Annotated in this window: 11 protein-coding genes; 3 read left to right on the top strand and 8 right to left on the bottom strand. The window is 69.2% G+C overall.

Annotation, left to right across the window (positions count from 1 at the left end; translation table 11 throughout):
• Nucleotides 1-18 precede the first annotated feature (18 nt).
• Nucleotides 19-1992 carry a hypothetical protein gene (locus tag I3V78_RS21300; protein WP_204490295.1) on the bottom strand — a complete coding sequence of 658 codons (1974 nt, stop codon included), beginning with the start codon at nt 1990-1992 and terminating at the stop codon, nt 19-21.
• A 5-nt stretch (nt 1993-1997) separates the two neighbouring features.
• Nucleotides 1998-4829, bottom strand: coding sequence for a DUF6603 domain-containing protein (locus I3V78_RS21295; RefSeq protein WP_239576508.1), 2832 nt, complete (start codon nt 4827-4829; stop codon nt 1998-2000).
• Here I3V78_RS21295 and I3V78_RS21290 point away from each other — a divergent pair.
• Complete coding sequence (locus I3V78_RS21290; RefSeq protein WP_204496970.1) at nt 4788-5252, top strand: hypothetical protein; 465 nt, start codon at nt 4788-4790, stop codon at nt 5250-5252. The two genes, I3V78_RS21295 and I3V78_RS21290, sit on opposite strands and share 42 nt — an antisense overlap.
• On the opposite strand, the gene I3V78_RS21285 is transcribed toward I3V78_RS21290, so the two are convergent.
• Nucleotides 5219-7252, bottom strand: coding sequence for a phage tail protein (locus tag I3V78_RS21285; RefSeq protein ID WP_204490294.1), 2034 nt, complete (start codon nt 7250-7252; stop codon nt 5219-5221). The two genes, I3V78_RS21290 and I3V78_RS21285, sit on opposite strands and share 34 nt — an antisense overlap.
• 25 nt (nt 7253-7277) lie before the next feature.
• Nucleotides 7278-11222, bottom strand: a complete 3945-nt coding sequence (locus tag I3V78_RS21280) for a hypothetical protein (RefSeq protein WP_204490293.1) — start codon at nt 11220-11222, stop codon at nt 7278-7280.
• Nucleotides 11223-11311: 89 nt separating this feature from the next.
• Between I3V78_RS21280 and I3V78_RS21275 the strand changes: the two genes are divergently transcribed.
• Nucleotides 11312-12082 carry a spermidine synthase gene (locus I3V78_RS21275; protein ID WP_239576507.1) on the top strand — a complete coding sequence of 257 codons (771 nt, stop codon included), beginning with the start codon at nt 11312-11314 and terminating at the stop codon, nt 12080-12082.
• 7 nt (nt 12083-12089) lie between these two features.
• On the opposite strand, the gene I3V78_RS21270 is transcribed toward I3V78_RS21275, so the two are convergent.
• Complete coding sequence (locus I3V78_RS21270; RefSeq protein ID WP_239576506.1) at nt 12090-12974, bottom strand: SDR family NAD(P)-dependent oxidoreductase; 885 nt, start codon at nt 12972-12974, stop codon at nt 12090-12092.
• 185 nt (nt 12975-13159) lie between these two features.
• Here I3V78_RS21270 and I3V78_RS21265 point away from each other — a divergent pair, with 185 nt between their 5' ends.
• Nucleotides 13160-13624, top strand: coding sequence for a universal stress protein (locus I3V78_RS21265; protein ID WP_204490292.1), 465 nt, complete (start codon nt 13160-13162; stop codon nt 13622-13624).
• Nucleotides 13625-13628: 4 nt separating this feature from the next.
• On the opposite strand, the gene I3V78_RS21260 is transcribed toward I3V78_RS21265, so the two are convergent.
• The 3 genes from I3V78_RS21260 to I3V78_RS21250 all read right to left on the bottom strand — a co-directional run bounded on the left by I3V78_RS21260 (nt 13629) and on the right by I3V78_RS21250 (nt 16090).
• The gene (locus I3V78_RS21260; protein WP_204490291.1) at nt 13629-14402 is read right to left on the bottom strand and encodes a lysophospholipid acyltransferase family protein; all 774 of its coding nucleotides are present in this window, start codon (nt 14400-14402) and stop codon (nt 13629-13631) included.
• A gap of 18 nt (nt 14403-14420) precedes the next feature.
• Nucleotides 14421-15209: an exodeoxyribonuclease III gene (locus tag I3V78_RS21255; protein ID WP_204490290.1), complete on the bottom strand. Its 789-nt coding sequence runs from the start codon at nt 15207-15209 to the stop codon at nt 14421-14423.
• 236 nt (nt 15210-15445) lie between these two features.
• Nucleotides 15446-16090: a hypothetical protein gene (locus I3V78_RS21250; protein WP_204490289.1), complete on the bottom strand. Its 645-nt coding sequence runs from the start codon at nt 16088-16090 to the stop codon at nt 15446-15448.
• Nucleotides 16091-16139 lie beyond the last annotated feature (49 nt).

The following is a 16139-nucleotide window of genomic DNA, read 5'->3' as shown; positions in this document are numbered from 1 at the left end:
GTCCCGCGCCCCCCGCGCCTATCCTTTGGACACGAAACGCACCTTCTGTACGCCCTCGATCATCTGCAAGGCGAACGGCGCGGCGGTGAAGGACTGCTGGCCGAGCTTGCCGCGCATCGCCTCGGCCAGCCCCACCACGTCCACCAATCCCTTGTCCGCTTCGCGCCAGGGCACCGCGTCGATGATCAGCTCCTCGCTGCCCGCGCCGGAGTCCAGGTCTCGCAGGTTCTTGCTGTAGTTCGCCGAGTCGCTGCCCTCCTGGACATCCAGTCCAAAATGCATCGCCTCGGGTTTCTGGTGCACGTCCAGCGTCTTGAGCTCGCCCTCGAAGAGGCCAATGAGCACATCCTTGGACAGCTTCTCGATGCGCACGGGCGTGAGCGTCTGCTGATCGGTGGGAAGGAAGTCCGCGTTCTCCACGCGCTCGTTGTAGGCCTCCACGAGCAGGTCCGGCCAGCCCGACACCACGCTCGAGCGCATCACGAAGCCCGTCACCACCCGCCCCCCGCTCCGGGTCGCCACGCGCGAGCGCAGCCCCTGGTCGCCCAGGAAGTCCGTCTCCGTCACCCGGCCCACGCTCAACGCCCCATCTTGCAGGCACTCCACCCAGACGGGGTCCAACCAGAAGAAGCGCAGGGACTCGGCGGGCAGGAGCTTCTCGTCCGGAATGACGTAGTTGAAGGGCAGGCCGCGCAGCACCGACAGATCCTGGAACCAGGCCGCCGCCGCCTCGGGCATCCCCGCGTCCATCGCGCGCATCGCCAGCCGCCGCCTCTTCGCCGGCAGTCCCCGCACCGCGCGCTGCGACTGGGCATTGCCCTCCTGGGCCACCTTGCGCTTCCAGTTGTACAGCTCCAGCGCCACGCGGGTGTTGGCCAGGGTGAGCAGGCGCCCCAACTCCCACGCCGAGGCATAGGACACATCCAACAGCCCCGTGGTGGGGTCGTAGCGCAACAGCTCGTCCGCGCTGCGCGCTGGCAGCGTGGGCGCGTCCGGAGGTGAGCCCGGGATGAGCGGGCCCCGGTAGAAGGACACCGTCTTGTCCCCCTCGCGCAGGGCATGGGGGACGGGCACGTGACCCTGGGCGAGCCACGCCTGGGCCGCGCTCGTGCCCGCGGCGGGCGCGCGCAGGGAGCCCGGCTCCCGGTTGAGCCGCTTGAGCAGCGCGGTGAAGCCCTGGGCGGGATCCACGCTGTGGAATCTCCAACTCGTCAGACTCACCAGGCGGATGAAGTCCGAGTCCCCCGCGCCCTGGAAGTCGAAGGCGCCGTCCTTGTAGCGCCCCTCCAGCGACACCATGTGCACGATGCTGTCGGCGCCTGGCTCGGGCAGGCGGTTGCACAGCACCGTGGATTGCGCATCCCCCTCGGGCTCGCCCCCGGCCGTCTTGCGCTGACGCGCATGGGCCAGCAGCGCCAGCTCCGCGGACGTGGGCAGCAAGGACTGGAGCAGGTCGCGCCGCACGTCGATGACCGTGACCATGTCCTCGGCGCTCTGGCCCGGCTCCAATTGGACCGTGGGAAAGCGCCCCGCCCCCGGAGACGACGAGAGCTGTCCCAGCGTCACGCTCTGCGCCTTGAACTTCCTCGAGCGGTCCGGATCGCCCGCGAAATCCGAGTCGCGGAAGAGCAACAACGCGAGCCAGGACAGGTTCTCGTCCTCCGTGCCCGGCAGACGCTCCCAGGGCAGCGTGCTGCGGCGCAGGGAGATGTGGGGCAGCACGTTGGAGTGCTCGCCCACGCTGCCATCGGGCGGGAACACCGCGGCGATGTCCTCGGGAGCGAGCGGACCGAAGCGCTCTCCCTGCACCGCGAAGGTGAGCGTGCGCGCCGGCACGGAGCGCTCCTGCCCCTCCACCTTCACCGTTTGCGACACCGTGACGGTGTACACCCCGCTCTCGAGCGGCGGCTGCTCGTACTGGAGGAATTCGATTCTCGCGTCGGTGCTCGGCGCGCGCAGGTTCGACCGGAGATCCACGAGAGAGGTCTTCATGGGCTTCACGCTTCCTTCACCTGGGGAGCGAAAACGAAGAGGTTGGCGACATCGGCGCGCAGCGCGACGTGTTCGGCGGGCACGAAGCCCAGGGACGAGAGCAATGCGTCTCGCGCGGAATTGTGGGCGATGGACTCGCGGATGGCCGTGCGTCGTGCGTCGTCCTCGAGGTCCCGGGCGCGAAAGGCCGACAGCGTCTGCCAGGCATAGGCGTCCGGCATCGTCGAGGTCTCGTAGCGCAGCAGCTCCACGGGCAGGGACTTCGTCTCCGCGGGGTTGGGCACGGCCGCGGGCTCGATGCGCAGCCCGGCGAGCGTGTCGTTCACGAAGGAGCGGTCGTTGACGCCGGGAAAGCGCAGCCGCTTCTTCCCACCCACCATCTGCGTCTTGGGTGCCCCCCACAGCGCCTCGGGCACCTTGCGCTTCTCCTCGCGCACGACGAACTTGTCGCTCACCACCTCCGTGTCCCCGTACTGGATGGACACGCGGTGTTCGCTCTCCATCTGGTCCGTCTCCACCGCCATGGGCGCCACGCCCAGGGACTGGTTGCCCTGGAACGACGCGTCGGAGGGCACGAAGACGGCCGTCTTGCTCGGAATGACCGAGTCCGTCACCAGCGCGAACTCCTTGGGGTTGACGATCCACACCTCGTCCCCCTGGGTCGAGCGGTACTGACGCAACAGACCCTCGGCCACGGCGGCGCTGACGATCTCCTTGTCCTCGGGCAGGAAGGACGAGCGGAACTCGTCCCAGGCGATGGGCACGGGCGCCACGCTCCCCTGGTTGCCGAACTTCACCGTCACGCTGAACAGCCAGAAGTCCAACTGCGCCTTGCCACCGAACGACGGCCCCCAGATGTGCAGGTCCGCGCCCACGCTGCCCTTGAGACAGCCCAGGCCCGCGCGGAAGCGCACATACAGGCGGATGTCATAGGCATACGGCCGCCAGCTGATGAGGAAGTCGGCGCCCATCGTGAAGGACGCCCAGGCCGATCCGCTATCGTAGCGCGCCTCGAGGTAGCCGCCCGCCATGACCGCGTGGGCGCACAGCGCGAAGTAGGACTCGCCCCGGATGGAGATCTTGCTGTCCACCCGCCAGTCGAAGCCCACCCGGGGCACGTCCGGGTAGTGCTCGGGCTTCTTGAAGGACGGGTGGTAGCCGCCCTGGGTCAGCACGAAATCCCCCGCGTGGGGACCGGCGAACCACGTGGCGAACGCGAAGCCACCCGTGAGCTTGCACGCCTTGCCCAGGAGATAGGAGTTGGGCGTGAGCTGCCCGCGCACCATCACCACGCCCTCTTCCGGGGCGAAGCGCGCCTGCAGCGCCAGCTCCACGTACACGAGCGGATCCTTCGCCGCCGCGCCGGGCTTGGAGAAGGGCACCGTCAGGCGCGCGATCCCGAGCATCCCCAGCTCGAACCCCTTGCCGATGGCCGCGTACAGCAGCGCGAAGCCCTCCAGCATCTTGAACGAGGTGAACTTCACCCCGATCGTCAGGAAGCCCGTGTCGGGTTGGATCTTCAGATACTGGGTGAGCGCCTCGAGCTGCGTGGCGACGGCCTCGGTGGCGTTGTCCGAATTCCAATCCCCCGTGCCCTCCACGGCCTGTTTGACCAGGGGGAACTCCTGCACGTCCTCCAGCTTGGGCGCGGTGAAGGCGCGGTTGTAGCCGAAGCCCGCGGCCAGGCCGGTGACGAAGAAGAAGGGCGGGCCGCCGAGCGGGTAGTCGAGCGTGGCGTAGAGGAACAGCGACGGCTGGCCCCCGTTGGGCACGGCGTAGGCGCCAATGGCCGCGAGGCCGAGCGACTGGCCCTTCACGCCCATCTGCAGCGCCGCCATGCCGGCGTACTCCTCGTAGTTCTCCCGCTTCTTGCGCAGGAAGGCGCCCGCGATGCGCAGCGTGGCGTTCTCGTACTCGAGCCCGAAGCCCTCCACGAGCAGTTGCGCGGCGCCGCTCGGCATGGGCAGCCGCACGGACACCCCGGAGAGTGACAGCCGGAGGTCGCCCACGGTCAGGACGATCTCCGGTACGAACTGCACGGCGCCGTCCCGGTAGATGAGCCCCAGCTTCTCGAAGTGCACGGGCCCCACGGAGCGCTGCACGGTGAGCCAGGCGCCGTTGTCCGCGAGCGTGATGGGGAGGTCATCCAGCGCGGCGCGTGTGAGCTGCCTCGGCACGAGCCCGCGCGCGGAGAACACACCGCCCGCACCCGGCTGACGCCGCCGCTTGAGCGGCATGTACCAGGAGCGCACCAGCTCCCCGAGGGCCGCGTACGCGACGAACCAGGCGCCCCGCTCCAACTCCTGCGCGGCCGCGCTCGAGGCGCGGATGCGGCAGGGCGACGTCATCTCCTCCAGCACGCCGTTGAGCGCCTGGACCTCCTCCTTGGAAAAGCGGGCGGTGGCCACCAGCAGATCCACCGAGACGCTCGCGCCCGTCTGGGCGGAGCTGAAGTACAGCCCCACCAGGGGCAACTGCCCCAGGTCCACCTCGGCGCTCAGCCCGCCCCCGAGCAGCAACCGGGGTCGCGTCCGCCCTTGGGCGTTCCGCTCACCCGCGAGCACCAGGACGAAGTTCCGCCGGATGGGGATGGACAGCTCCTCGGGGATGGTCAGCCCGAGCGCCGGAGCCACACCGCCAAAGAGGGCGTGCAGCGGGATTCCCTTCTCCTCCACGATGTTGCACTGCACCACGAGTGCGCTGCCGAACTTCCGGGTGAACACGCCCTCGAAGACGAGCTGCGTGAAGTCACTGCCCGTGAGGGGCATCTCCACCCGGGCCGCGAAATCGGCGACGTGAGGAAACTTCCCCGTGGCGCTGTCGGGCTTGAGGGACATGGCGAGACCAAGCACGAGGTACCGGGAACTGTCTTCCTCGTCTTCCCCCTCGCCCTCGTCTTCTCCCTCGCCCTCGTCTTCTCCCTCGCCCTCGTCTTCTCCCTCGCCTTCGCCCTCGCCCTCGTCTTCTCCCTCGCCTTCGCCCTCGCCCTCGTCTTCTCCCTCGCCCTCCAATTTGATGCCTATGTTCAAGGAGAATTCATACTGCTGCTTCTCCGTATTCGCGCTGAAAGCAACCCCATCCACACGCAAGGATTCATCCAGGGTTCTCAGGAACCCGGGAATGAAATCCGCCTGGAAGGTGCGCTCGAGCGTGAAAATGACGTCCCGGACACTCTGGATCGTGTTCGGATCGATGTCGATATCGAGATTGGCCATGACGTCCCTGGTCAGTACTTGATGATGAAATTGACGACCGTATAGGGCTGCATGTTGTTGTGAGCAACGTTACCGCCCGCTCCCTCCACTCTGACTCCCGTCTTCACACTATCCGTAGAGTGCCAAACAATCCCATTATCCGCATCTCGGTTGGGCACCACACTTCCACCACGGCCCTCGGCGTTTGTGGCGGTGAACTGATGGAAATGCCCGTCGTCCAACACGCCATGAGTGTGATGTGGCATTTCCGAAACTTCCAACTTATGCATCATTGCACCAGCCATGGCGCCCAGGGGAAATGCAGTCGGTTGAAACCCTACTGGCACTCGTCCCTGGAGTGTGGGGACCCGGAACTCCGTCGCGCCAGGCAGTGGATTGTCTCCGTCGGTCTTGTAATGGTCTTTGACCACCGCGTAGAGGTCCGCGTAATCGGCACGCTTGTAGATGCGTCCATCGCACTTCAGCCAGCCCTCGGGGGCCGTGTCACCTCCGAAGCAGACAATGGTGCCCACGGGGACGAGCCAGCCCGTCTTGTCCTTGATGCGCTCACGGATAGACACGAGCCCATCTTTAGCCAGCGTCATCAGGACGATGCCGCCGTTGGTGAAGAATTTAAGGGAGTCGTTCGATAAAGCTCCAAACCATGCCCCACTTCCGTCGATTCGCGTGCCCAGACGCACTGACGAGGCCCTCGACGAGTGAATGAACCCATCCCCATTTTCAGTCGTGCTGAGTTCGAGCCGCCCATTGCTGCGCAACGCCATCAACGGCGTGGTTTCGTCGTGCTTGAGGAACCTGGCAGCATCGAAGTCACCGGTCTTGGCCATGTCCGAGCGGAAGACAAAAGACTTTTCGTGTTGGATGTCCGCGTTGTTCGCCCGCAGGTGTCCGCCCTGCAGGTAGAAGCGAACCGTGGGGTTGGGATTTCCAACACCCACATGGCCCGAGTAGTCGTGGCTCGCGTCCACTTTCTGGCCAAACACCAGCGGCGCCTTTTCAATGACACACACCCGCTCGCCATCCCAATACCCGGGCACGTTCTCGCAGCGCACCACGAGTTCCGTCGGACCATCGGGGTGTTGGGTCACCAGCTTGCCCAATTGAAGCTCCCACGCCGCCCGGGGCGCCAGTGTCACCTCCTTGGTGGGGGTGAAGGTCCACTCCAACCGGGTCTTGTCCGCGCTGAGCGTGGCGGCCGAGCGGCTCCAGTCCGGGAGCGTGGAGAAGGTGATGTCCTTGACCTGCTGCTCGGTGCCCAGGGCCCATGGCGCATCCGCCACCGTGCCCACTGGCAGCGCCACCACCAGGCGCGAGGTGCGCGTGAGCGAATTCGTGTCGTACATGAAGCGCAGCGTGCCCTCCTGGCTGCCGACGGGCGCCTCGTTGCTCAACCGCAGGCGCAGCGTGCCCTGCGCGTTGTCCACGTTGAGCACCTGATTGTTCCCCACGAAGCCCACGCGCAGGGGGTTGTCCGGCCGGCCCTGGCGGTTGAGCGTCCCGAGCGGCCTCTGGGCTTCCAGCTCGTACTCCCCTCCCTGTCCCGGGCCGTTCAGCTCGATGGTGAGGGCCGCGGTCGGGTCCTTCTCGATCGTGGGCTTGGGCCACTTGAGCTCCATCACCACCTGGGCGCCCGCCTCGGGCTGGGCCGACACGCCCTTGAGCCCCACGGAGAGCCACTCCCCGGGTTGGAGGGTCACCGCCGGGCTGCGCCAGGACAGGAAGATCTCCGTGGACCCGTCCGAGTTGTCCACGCGGGACGAGACCCAATCCTCGCCCTCCACGCCCACCGAGCGCCGCGCCAGGGTGTTCGCGGCGAAGCGCAGGCGGAAGTGGTGGTTGGTGGAATCCGCCTGCTCGCGCGGATTCAAGGTGATGCGCTCGTTCTCCTTCACCAGGGCGTTGACGATGCCCAGCATCAGCACCTGCGCCGCGCCCGGGTTCTCGATGAGCAACCGCTCGCGCAGCCGCTCCCCGCGCGTGTTGAACAGCTCGTAATTGACTTCAAAACCAAACGGCTTCTTCTTGTCGGCGGTGGTGTCGGCCATGGGCGTTATCTCCAGTCGTGTCTGTTCAGGAGCCGGACTCTTCCGAGCGGCGCAGCATCAGCCAGCCCTCGCGCACCTCTTGGGTCGCGGAGAAGGCGGCGCGCGGGTTCACGGGATCGAGCTTGTCCGTCTCGGCCCAGGCCCCGTCGGGCTGGCGCGTCGTCCAGGACCAGGTGAGGCCGGGCTCCTCGGGCACCGGCAGCCGCAGCGTCTTGCGGTCCGTGAGCAGGGGCGCGGTGAGGAAGCTCACCTCCAGGTCCGCGAGCGCCTGGGCGTAGAACTCGGGCAGCACGCGCAGTTGCTCGCTCGGCAGCACGCCCGTGGTGGCGTGCACCTGGCCGCGCGGGTCGAGCAGCATCGTCACGTGCTGGGCCGGATCCGCGGCGGTGCGGAGCATGAGCAGGGACTCGTCACTGTAGGTCTTGATGCGCGGGTGGACGCCCAAGCGCATCTGCGGCGAGAAGAACGTGCCCTCGTTCGCGTAGGTGTAGCCCCCGGCGCTGTCCGGGCTCTCGCGCCAGTAGCCCACGAGCCCGTCGTCCAGTTGGCCGAACTCTCCCAGGCGGATGGGGACCTTTACCTTCTCCACGCCGCGCGTGGTGTCCTGGCCCCGGGCGATGGCATTGGGATCCAACGCGGGCGGGCCCTGGAGCTCCAGGGTGATCGCGGCGCGCACCACGGCCACCGGGCGGGTCATGAGCAACGCGCGGCTCGGATGCTCCGCGTAGGAGGCCGGGTCGATGGTCTCCAGGGCGGTGCGCTGGGTGGACAGGAAGGCGCTCAGGAACGTCTCCCCCTGGGCGAGCACGTGCCGCACCACCTGTTGCAGGTGGGGGTTGGCGAACTCGGGCAGGCCCTGGGCGCTCGTGCGCACCGCGGCGCGGGTCCCCGGCGCCGTGCGCCAGGTGCCGCCCTGGTCGATGGAGCCCAGTGCTCGTCCCGTCTGGTCGTACACGGCGAGCGCGCGGTCCTGGTTGTTCACGAGCAGCCAGCCGCACACGGGGTTGGTGTCCGGGTGCTCGGTGGCGAGCATGAACTGCACATCCTTGGCGGGCAGGAAGTCGAAGCGCAGGCGCGCGGGCTGGGCGAGCCGGGGCGGCAGGAGCATGTGGTACTGCGGGGTGTTGTCCGGCGGCACCAGGTCCTCGGTGGTGATGACGCGCGTGTCCTCCGGCGTCTCCAGGTCGACGACCTCCTTCACCTGCCCGAAGGTGTCCACGAGCCACAGGCCGGTGAGCGAGAGAGCCCCGGTGCGCAGGGGGTTGAAGATGTCGAGCGTGAGGGGGCGCTGCTGCACGGCGGGGCCCATCGCGTCGCGCACCGCCTCCGTGTAGAAGAACTGCTCGGTGTCGCGGGCGGCCAGGGGGTCGCTGATCTTGAGCTGGAGCGTGGGCTCGCGCAGCATCAGCACCTGGTTGAAGTTGCCGAGCGACTGCGCGAGGCACGGCGTGGAGCGCAGCTCGCCGTAGGTCCAGAGCGCGGTGAACACGGGGTCGCTCGTGTCCGGCGCTCCGCCCTGGCGCTCCTGGTACCAGGTGAGCAGGGCGTCGAAGTGCTCGGCGAGGTAGCCCTCGTGCTGGGCCTCGCCCGGGACGTTCTTCTCGGCGTAGTAGTCCTCGAGCACCTCCTGGGCGAGGTAGCGCTGGAGCCGACCGCGCACCTCGAGCGTCACGCCCGGGGTGAGCAGGCTCACGCCGCTGTAGACGCTGCCCTCCTGGGCGAAGTCCTGTTCGTGTCCGCCCTGGAGCCGCTGGTCCACCGCCCGGGTGTCCAACTGGTAATGGCGCTGGAGCAGCCCCGGGTCGTAGTCGCCGTTGTCTTTCCGGCCGGCGGGCGACACGATGAAGTACCAGTTCATCAGGAACGGGCTCCACGGCGCCTGGCTCCAGACGTCTCCCTCGGACGTGAGGCCCGACAGGTGGGTGCGCACCGCGGAGAGCGTGGCGTCGGGCAGGGCCGCGAGGTCCAGGGACAGGTCCACATGCTGGCCCACGAGCTGGCGCGGCGCGGAGGTGGCCGACGCGAGGTCCCCCCACAGGTCGCTCCGCGCGGCGGGGCCGGACAAGAGCAGCACGGGCTCGGAGGGCTCCCAGTAGGGCGCCGCGGGCAGGCCGTGGAGCTGGTAGGGCGCGGCGGCTCCCTCGGCGGTGGCGTTGTAGGCCGCCACCGAGTCGCGCAGGGCCCGCAGCGCCTCGGCCAGCCGCGAGGCGAGGCTCGTGGCCAGCACGGGAATCTCCAGCACCAGGCCCTCGGCGCTCGCGCGCACGGGGTAGACCCCCCCCCCGTCGTGGATCTCCCAGGCCTCGCCCTTCTTCAGCACCTTGACGGTGTGCTGGGCGGACAGCTCACGGCCCAGGCAGTTGGGGAACTCCACCGCCCACGTCCAGTACGAGTCGGCGTCCACGTCCGACAGCTCGAAGGGCGCTCCCGCGTCGATGACCTCCACGTAGGTGGAGAAGAAGTCGCTCTCGCGCGTGACGACCGTGAAGGACACCGGCGCGAGCGTGACGTCGCCCTCGCCCAGGTCGAGCACGCCCCGGCTCGTGAGCCGCTGGCGCACCGGGACGACGTACTCCTCGAAGAAGGACGAGTTGACGTTCTCGTGCCGCTCCATCGCGTCGTACCAGGCGGTGTACATGCGCTGGCGCAGCGCCTCGAGCTCGTCGCCCGCCCGCTGGTAGGCCTCCTGGCACGTGTTGAGCGTCTGGAGCTGGCCCATCCACGCCGGGGGCAGGCCCGTGGCGCGCGCCTTGCGCGGGGCGCGGCGGCGCATCGAGGCGAAGACGTCCTGGGACTCGTCCGACTGGGGCTTGAGCGCCCAGCGCGGGCCGGCCGTGTGCGAGACGAAGCCCCGCTCATGCCGCGACTCGAGCAGCCGCGCGTCCAGATCCAGGGTGAGCCCCTCCAGGCGCTCGGTGAGCTGCAGCGCCTCGAGCTGCTCCTCCACCTGACGGCGCACGGCGCGTGCCTGCTCGTTCGTCTCGGGCGCGCGGCGGTGCGCCATCAGCGCCGCCAGGGCCTCCGACTCCGTCTGGCCCACCGCGAGCAGCGGTTTGTCCAGCGCCGCCACCCGGTTGACCGCCGAGCGTGTCCCGGCCGCGAAGGTGAGCCGTGCGTGGAAGAGGCTCGCCGCGGGCACCGCGTCGCCCTCGGGCAGCGTCCACTGGAGCTCTTCGTCCAGCTTCAGCCGCAGCGTCTCGGCGTCCGGGTCCCCGTCCAGGAACGGCACCAGGCAGTCACGCGAGGCATCGGTGTACCACCCGAGCACGTCATAGCGCAGGCCGGGCGGAGGCGAGGCGGTGGCGAAGTCCGCGTCGTGCAAGCCGAAGACGGTGCGGCAGTTGGGGTAGAAGGACGCGAAGGTGGCGCGCACCGGATCCAACGCGTTGAGCCGGGGCTCGGGGCCCGCGGCGGTGAGGTCCGCGAGGTACTCGGCGCCCGGCTGGCTCCGGGCGGCGCGCCAGTCCGCCAGGGGCAGGGCCCGGCCAAGGAAGCGGTAGCGCAGGCCGGGGCCCGGCGCGGGGTCCGGCACCACCATGACGTTGACGGGGATGTCGCCCTCGCCCTTGCCCTGCTCCTCCCATTCGTCGCCATGGCCCTCCGGGTAGAGGTAGTCGCTCTCCACCACCCACTGGCGCTCGGGCTGGTCGCCCCCGGAGCGCAGGATGAGCCAGCGGTTGGGCACCTGGGGAAAGCGGATGCCGGAGGCGTCGCTCTCGCCGCGCGTGAGCGCCTGGGGCAGCATCCAGTGCAGGTGGATGCCCGCGGGCAGGGGCAGGTCGCGCGTGAAGGGCGGGGTGAGGATGGCGCCGCTGAGGTTGGGTTGATCGTCGACGTCGCCCTTGTCGTGTCGCGACGGCAGCCTGCGGTAGTCCGCCAGCGCCCGGACCACGGTCTGTTCCGTGTCCAGACACAGCGCTTGCAGCCGCAGGGGGACCTGGAGGAAGCCTCGCCTCGGAGTGGTTGCCATGGTGGCATCTAGGCGTCACTCGCTTGAAGCCCCAATCAGCAATTCACTGACTTGCCGTGAACCTTTTTTTACGCTAGGGCCGCATCTCGATGGCCGAGTCCAGGAAGCCCCGCGTGGTGCACGAGGCGCCCTCCCCGTTTGGGACCATCTACGTGGTGGACGAAGGCGACCAGCGCTCGCTGCGCTTCGACAGCGTCGAGGGCACGCTGCAGAGCGCCTTCCTCAAAAGCGATCCCCTGGCGGTCTCCACGAACTACGTGCGCGTGGCGGCCTCGGGCCTCGCCTTCACCCGGCGTCGAGAGCGCGCACTCGTGGTGGGACTGGGCGGCGGGGCCTTTCCGCTGATGCTGCACCGCCGGCTGCCGCGCATCCGGGTGGACGTGGTGGAGCTCAACCCCGTGGTGGTGGAGGTGGCCCGGCGCTTCTTCGGGGTGCGTCCGGACTCCCGGCTGCGCATCCACGTGGAGGATGGCGGGCGCTACATCCAGCGCCGCGAGCCGCCCTACGATCTCATCTTCCTCGACGCCTTCCTGGACGAGGGCACCCCCGCGCACCTCAAGGAGGAGACGTTCCTGGAACTGGTGCGTGCCCGGCTCCACACCGACGGGGTCGTGGTGCTCAACATCGCCTTGGAGCGGCCCCGCTCACTGGAGGCGCGCATCGCGGCCTTCGCGCGGGTCTTCCCTGGAGGGGTGCTCTTGCGCGGCACGCCGGAGACGGGCAACCGCATCCTCGTGGGCGCCCGGCGGCGGCTTCCCGCCGAACCCGTGTTCCGCAAGCGCATGGAGCGGCTGTCCCGGGAGCTGGAGATCCCCGCGCTCTCCCCGAGCGTGGTGTCCTTCGAGCCCCTCCCCGGCTGACGCCCGCTCAGCGCGCCTCGGGCACGGGGGCGAACGCCAGGTCCAGGGTCGGCTGGGGGTGGAGGGAGGGCTCCAGCTCCGGCGCGCCGTGCCGCAGCCGCCGCGCCGCTCCCAGTCCCGACGCCCGCCGCACCCGCCGGGGCAGAATGGCGCTCAGTCGCGTCATCCACCGGTGCATCAAGCCCGGATGCACCCGGGGCAGCCCCCGCTCGAAGGCCGCGATGGCCTCGAAGGCACAGCGCGCCGCGGAGATGCGCATCCACGCGGGCGGCGGCGCCACCTGGTCCTCCGCGCCCGCCTGCTCGTCCACGCGGGTGTCCACCGCGCCGGGCGACACCTGCGTCACCACCACCCCGGTGCCCAAGAGCTCCAGCCGCAAGGACTCGGTGAAGCCGTCCAGGAAGCGGCGGGTGGCGCAATAGACGGCCATGCCTGGCGCGAACGAGTTGCTGCCCGCGGCGCCCACCGTGAGGATGCCGCCGCGCTTGCGCTCCACCATGCCCCGCACGAGCCGATGGGCGAGCAGCAGGGGCGCCGTCAGGTTCACCCGCATCATCTGGTGGATGCGCGACCAGCTCTCGCGCTCGTACAAGCCGTAGTCCCCCAGGCCCGCGCAGTTCACCAGCACGTCCACGTGGATGAGGTTGCGGCGCAGGGAGTCGAGCAGCGCGTCCACGTCCTCGGGCTGGGCCAGGTCACACTGCTCCACCACCACGCCGAGCGTGGGGTTGCGCGCGAAGAGCTCGTCGCGCAGTGTCTCCAGACGCTCCGCGCTCCGGGCCACCAGCACCAACGTCCGGGCCCGGTAGGCGAGTTGGCGGGCGATCTCCCGGCCAACGCCCGAGGAGGCCCCCGTGATGAGCACGGTGCCGGAATCGATGGGCGGACGCATGGAACTCCTCCACTGTGGAGCGTGAACCGAAAAAGTAGTCACCCCCGGCCCAGGCGCATGGCTCGCCCGGCCCCTCGCCCTCCAGACGAGGAGCGGGCGGCGGCCTTGCCGGGACTGGGCGTCATCCCGAAACCACAAGGAGTGCCCCCTCCGCTCCTGGAGTCCGGGCCCACCTGGAGGGTCCCATGACCGCGCCATCCCGCATCCTCGTCCCCGTGGACCTGATGGAGGGCTCCCAGGCCATCGTCGACTACGCGGTCACGCTCGCCCGGCCCTTCAACGCCGCCATCGAGGTGATGCACGCGTGGGAGCCGCCCCAGTACGTGGCGCCGGATCTCCTCGTGGCCGCGCCGGGCTGGAACCCCCAGCCGCTGGAGAAGATGGCGCTGGAGACGGCGCGCGAGTCCCTGCGCAAGTTCGTGGGCGGCATCCATGGCGCGGGCGCCGTCACCCAGCGCATGGAGGTGGGCGAGCCCGCCTCGGCGGTCCTCCGCGTGGCGGAGTCGGGGGGCTTCAACCTCATCGTCATGGGCACGCACGGCCGCCGCGGGCTGCCGCGCCTGCTCATGGGCAGCGTGGCCCACAAGGTCATCTCCCGGGCGCACTGCCCGGTGCTCACCCTGCGGGTGCCCGAGGCGAAGGACGCCTAGGCGGCTAGGTCGGCACGTCGGTGGGCGCGTCCTCCACGCCGGTGAGGGGCTTGAGGGTGGCGCGCAGGGCGAGGATCTGCTCGCGCGCCAGGTCCTTGAGCCGCCCCACGTCGTCGAGCGTCATGCCCTTCGTGGAGATGGGCGTGCCCACCGTCACCATGCCGCGCGAGGTGGCGAAGCGCCACGAGTGCTTGGGCAGGGCCCGGCGCGTGCCGCTCACCGCCATGGGCAGCACGTCCGCGCCCGTCTCGATGGCCAGGCGGAAGGCGCCGTCCTTGAAGGGCAAGAGCTCGTCCGTCTTGGAGCGCGTGCCCTCGGGGAAGATCATGATGGGCATGCCCTTGTCGAGCCACCGGGCACACTGGGCCATGGCCTGCTGGGCGGAGTCCTTCTCGCCCCGGCGCACGGGGATGTCCCCGGCGAGCCACATGCTCCAGCCCACCACGGGAATCTTGAAGAGCGAGTCCTTGCCCAGCCACTTCATCTCCCACGGCAGGTAGGAGATGAGGAAGCAGTCCGCGTTGGACTCGTGGTTGCTCACCACCACGGTGCGCGGCCCGGGCGCCACGGGGTTGCCGTGCACGGAGAACTTCCAGAAGGGGTTGAGCCGGGCGGCCGTGGCGCCGATGAGCCGGAAGAGCCGACCGGTCACCACCTTGCGCCGGTCGAAGGGCCAGGTGAGGACGAGCGGCGCCTGGATGCAGAAGCCCGCCACCGCCACGAGACCGGTTTCCGTCCAGGCGTACATGGAGAGCAGCGCGTTGTTCACGTTGTTCATGGATGGGCTCCTGGCCTATCAGCGGCGGACCTTGGGGTCTAGATCCACACTCACCGGGCAGTGGTCGGACCCGAGGACGTGGGGGTGGAGGGCGGCCCGCTTCACATAGGGCATGGCCGCCGGAGAGGCGAGCACGTAATCGATCCGCCAGCCCACGTTGCGCTCGCGCACCCCGAAGCGCTGGCTCCACCAGCTGTAGTGCCCGGTGCCCTTCTCGAAGTGGCGGAAGGTGTCCACCCACCCCGCGCGCAGCCACCGGCAGAACTCCTGGCGCTCCTCGAGGAGAAAGCCGCTCGTCTCCCGGTTGTCCCGGGGCCGCGCCAAGTCGATCTCCTGATGCGCCGTGTTGAAGTCCCCCATGACCACCAGCCGCTCCCCGTCGCGGAGCCCCCGCTCCAGCAATGCGTAGAGGCGGCGGTAGAAGGCCAACTTGAAGGGCACCCGGCTGTTGTCCCGCTCCTTCCCATTGCCGTTGGGGAAGTAGCAGTTCACCACCGTGAGCTTGCCGAATCGTGCCACCTGGAGGCGGCCCTCCACGTCCATCTCCGCCACGCCCAGCACGCTCACCACGTCGTCCGGCTCGCGGCGGGAGAACAGCCCCACGCCGCTGTAGCCGGGGCGGAGCGCGGAGACGAAGTGGGCCCCGCGCCAGCCCTCGGGCTTGCGCACCGCGTCGGGGAGTTGGTCCGCCTGGGCCCGGACCTCCTGCACGCCCACCACGTCGGCCTTCTCGGCCGCCAACCAGTCCAGGAAGCCCTTCTTGTGGGCCGCCCTCAGTCCATTCACGTTCCACGAGACGATGCGCACGGTGCCGTCTTCCTTGCCCGAGCGGCCCGCGCGGATCCACTCCGAATGCGCGCGGGCCGCCCGGCCCGCCCGACCAGCGGCGCGGCATCCGGGGGCCCGGGGACGTGACGGCCCCGAAAAGCGAACGCCCCGGCCCAAGGGGACCGAGGCGTTGGCGTTCTCCGGGCGGATCATCCGGGGGAACGACCCGCGTGGGAGTGATTCAGGGCCTCGCGTCAGGGCCTCGCTTCAGGGCCTCAGTGAGGCATCAGGTAGCGCAGCACCTTGGTGGAGGCGTTGAGCGTGAAGGTCACGCTCATGTCGGGCAGGTTCAGCGGGATGGCCGGCGTGGTGCCCGTCTGCTCCGGGAAGATGATCTGCTTGCCATCGAAGCGCAGCACCTTGCCGGGGACCTCCCACTCCTGACCGGCGATGTTGAACACCAGGCCGCCCACGTCCGCGAAGCCGCCGGGCAGCAGGATGGCCGAGGCGGGGATGTGGTAGGGGATGGCGGGCACCGTCGCGCCCGACACGTCCACGCAGTAGTGGCGCTGGTAGTTCAGGTCCGGCAGGTTGACGGTGAACGAGGGAATCGTCTCGTTGATCGCCGGGATGGAGAACAGCGGCAAGCCGAGGGCGCCCAGGTCCAGCCCCGGCAGGCGCAGCGAGTAGCCGAGGATGTTCTGCGTCGTCTCGTCCAGGTGCACGCGCACCGGCTGGGTCAGCAGCGAGCTGGCGGGCAGCACGATGGGGATGGCCGGCGTGGTGACCGTCTGGCCTTCCACGTTGCCAAGCACATACACGCACAGACCATTCGCACCATCCGCCAGGGCGAGCCCGGGAAGGGCAACGGTGGCGACGGCAGCACCCGCGAGGAAACGCTTCAGGAGTTTGCTGATCATGGTGGCTCCGTGAGGGAGAGAGGCCGTTGGGGGAACGCGGGCGGTGGGG

Origin of the sequence: Archangium primigenium (assembly GCF_016904885.1) — a bacterium.
In the GTDB taxonomy this organism is placed as follows: Bacteria; Myxococcota; Myxococcia; order Myxococcales; family Myxococcaceae; genus Cystobacter; species Cystobacter primigenius.
This window is presented reverse-complemented; position numbering and strand designations above follow the sequence as displayed.

What these genes read in the sequence shown, in the direction of transcription:
- I3V78_RS21285 (WP_204490294.1), bottom strand. Translation starts at nt 7,252, where the DNA reads ATGGCCGACACCACCGCCGACAAGAAGAAGCCGTTTGGTTTTGAAGTC.
- I3V78_RS21260 (WP_204490291.1), bottom strand. Translation starts at nt 14,402, where the DNA reads ATGAACAACGTGAACAACGCGCTGCTCTCCATGTACGCCTGGACGGAA.
- I3V78_RS21300 (WP_204490295.1), bottom strand. Translation starts at nt 1,992, where the DNA reads ATGAAGACCTCTCTCGTGGATCTCCGGTCGAACCTGCGCGCGCCGAGC.
- I3V78_RS21295 (WP_239576508.1), bottom strand. Translation starts at nt 4,829, where the DNA reads ATGTCCCTCAAGCCCGACAGCGCCACGGGGAAGTTTCCTCACGTCGCC.
- I3V78_RS21250 (WP_204490289.1), bottom strand. Translation starts at nt 16,090, where the DNA reads ATGATCAGCAAACTCCTGAAGCGTTTCCTCGCGGGTGCTGCCGTCGCC.
- I3V78_RS21265 (WP_204490292.1), top strand. Translation starts at nt 13,160, where the DNA reads ATGACCGCGCCATCCCGCATCCTCGTCCCCGTGGACCTGATGGAGGGC.
- I3V78_RS21270 (WP_239576506.1), bottom strand. Translation starts at nt 12,974, where the DNA reads ATGCGTCCGCCCATCGATTCCGGCACCGTGCTCATCACGGGGGCCTCC.
- I3V78_RS21280 (WP_204490293.1), bottom strand. Translation starts at nt 11,222, where the DNA reads ATGGCAACCACTCCGAGGCGAGGCTTCCTCCAGGTCCCCCTGCGGCTG.
- I3V78_RS21275 (WP_239576507.1), top strand. Translation starts at nt 11,312, where the DNA reads ATGGCCGAGTCCAGGAAGCCCCGCGTGGTGCACGAGGCGCCCTCCCCG.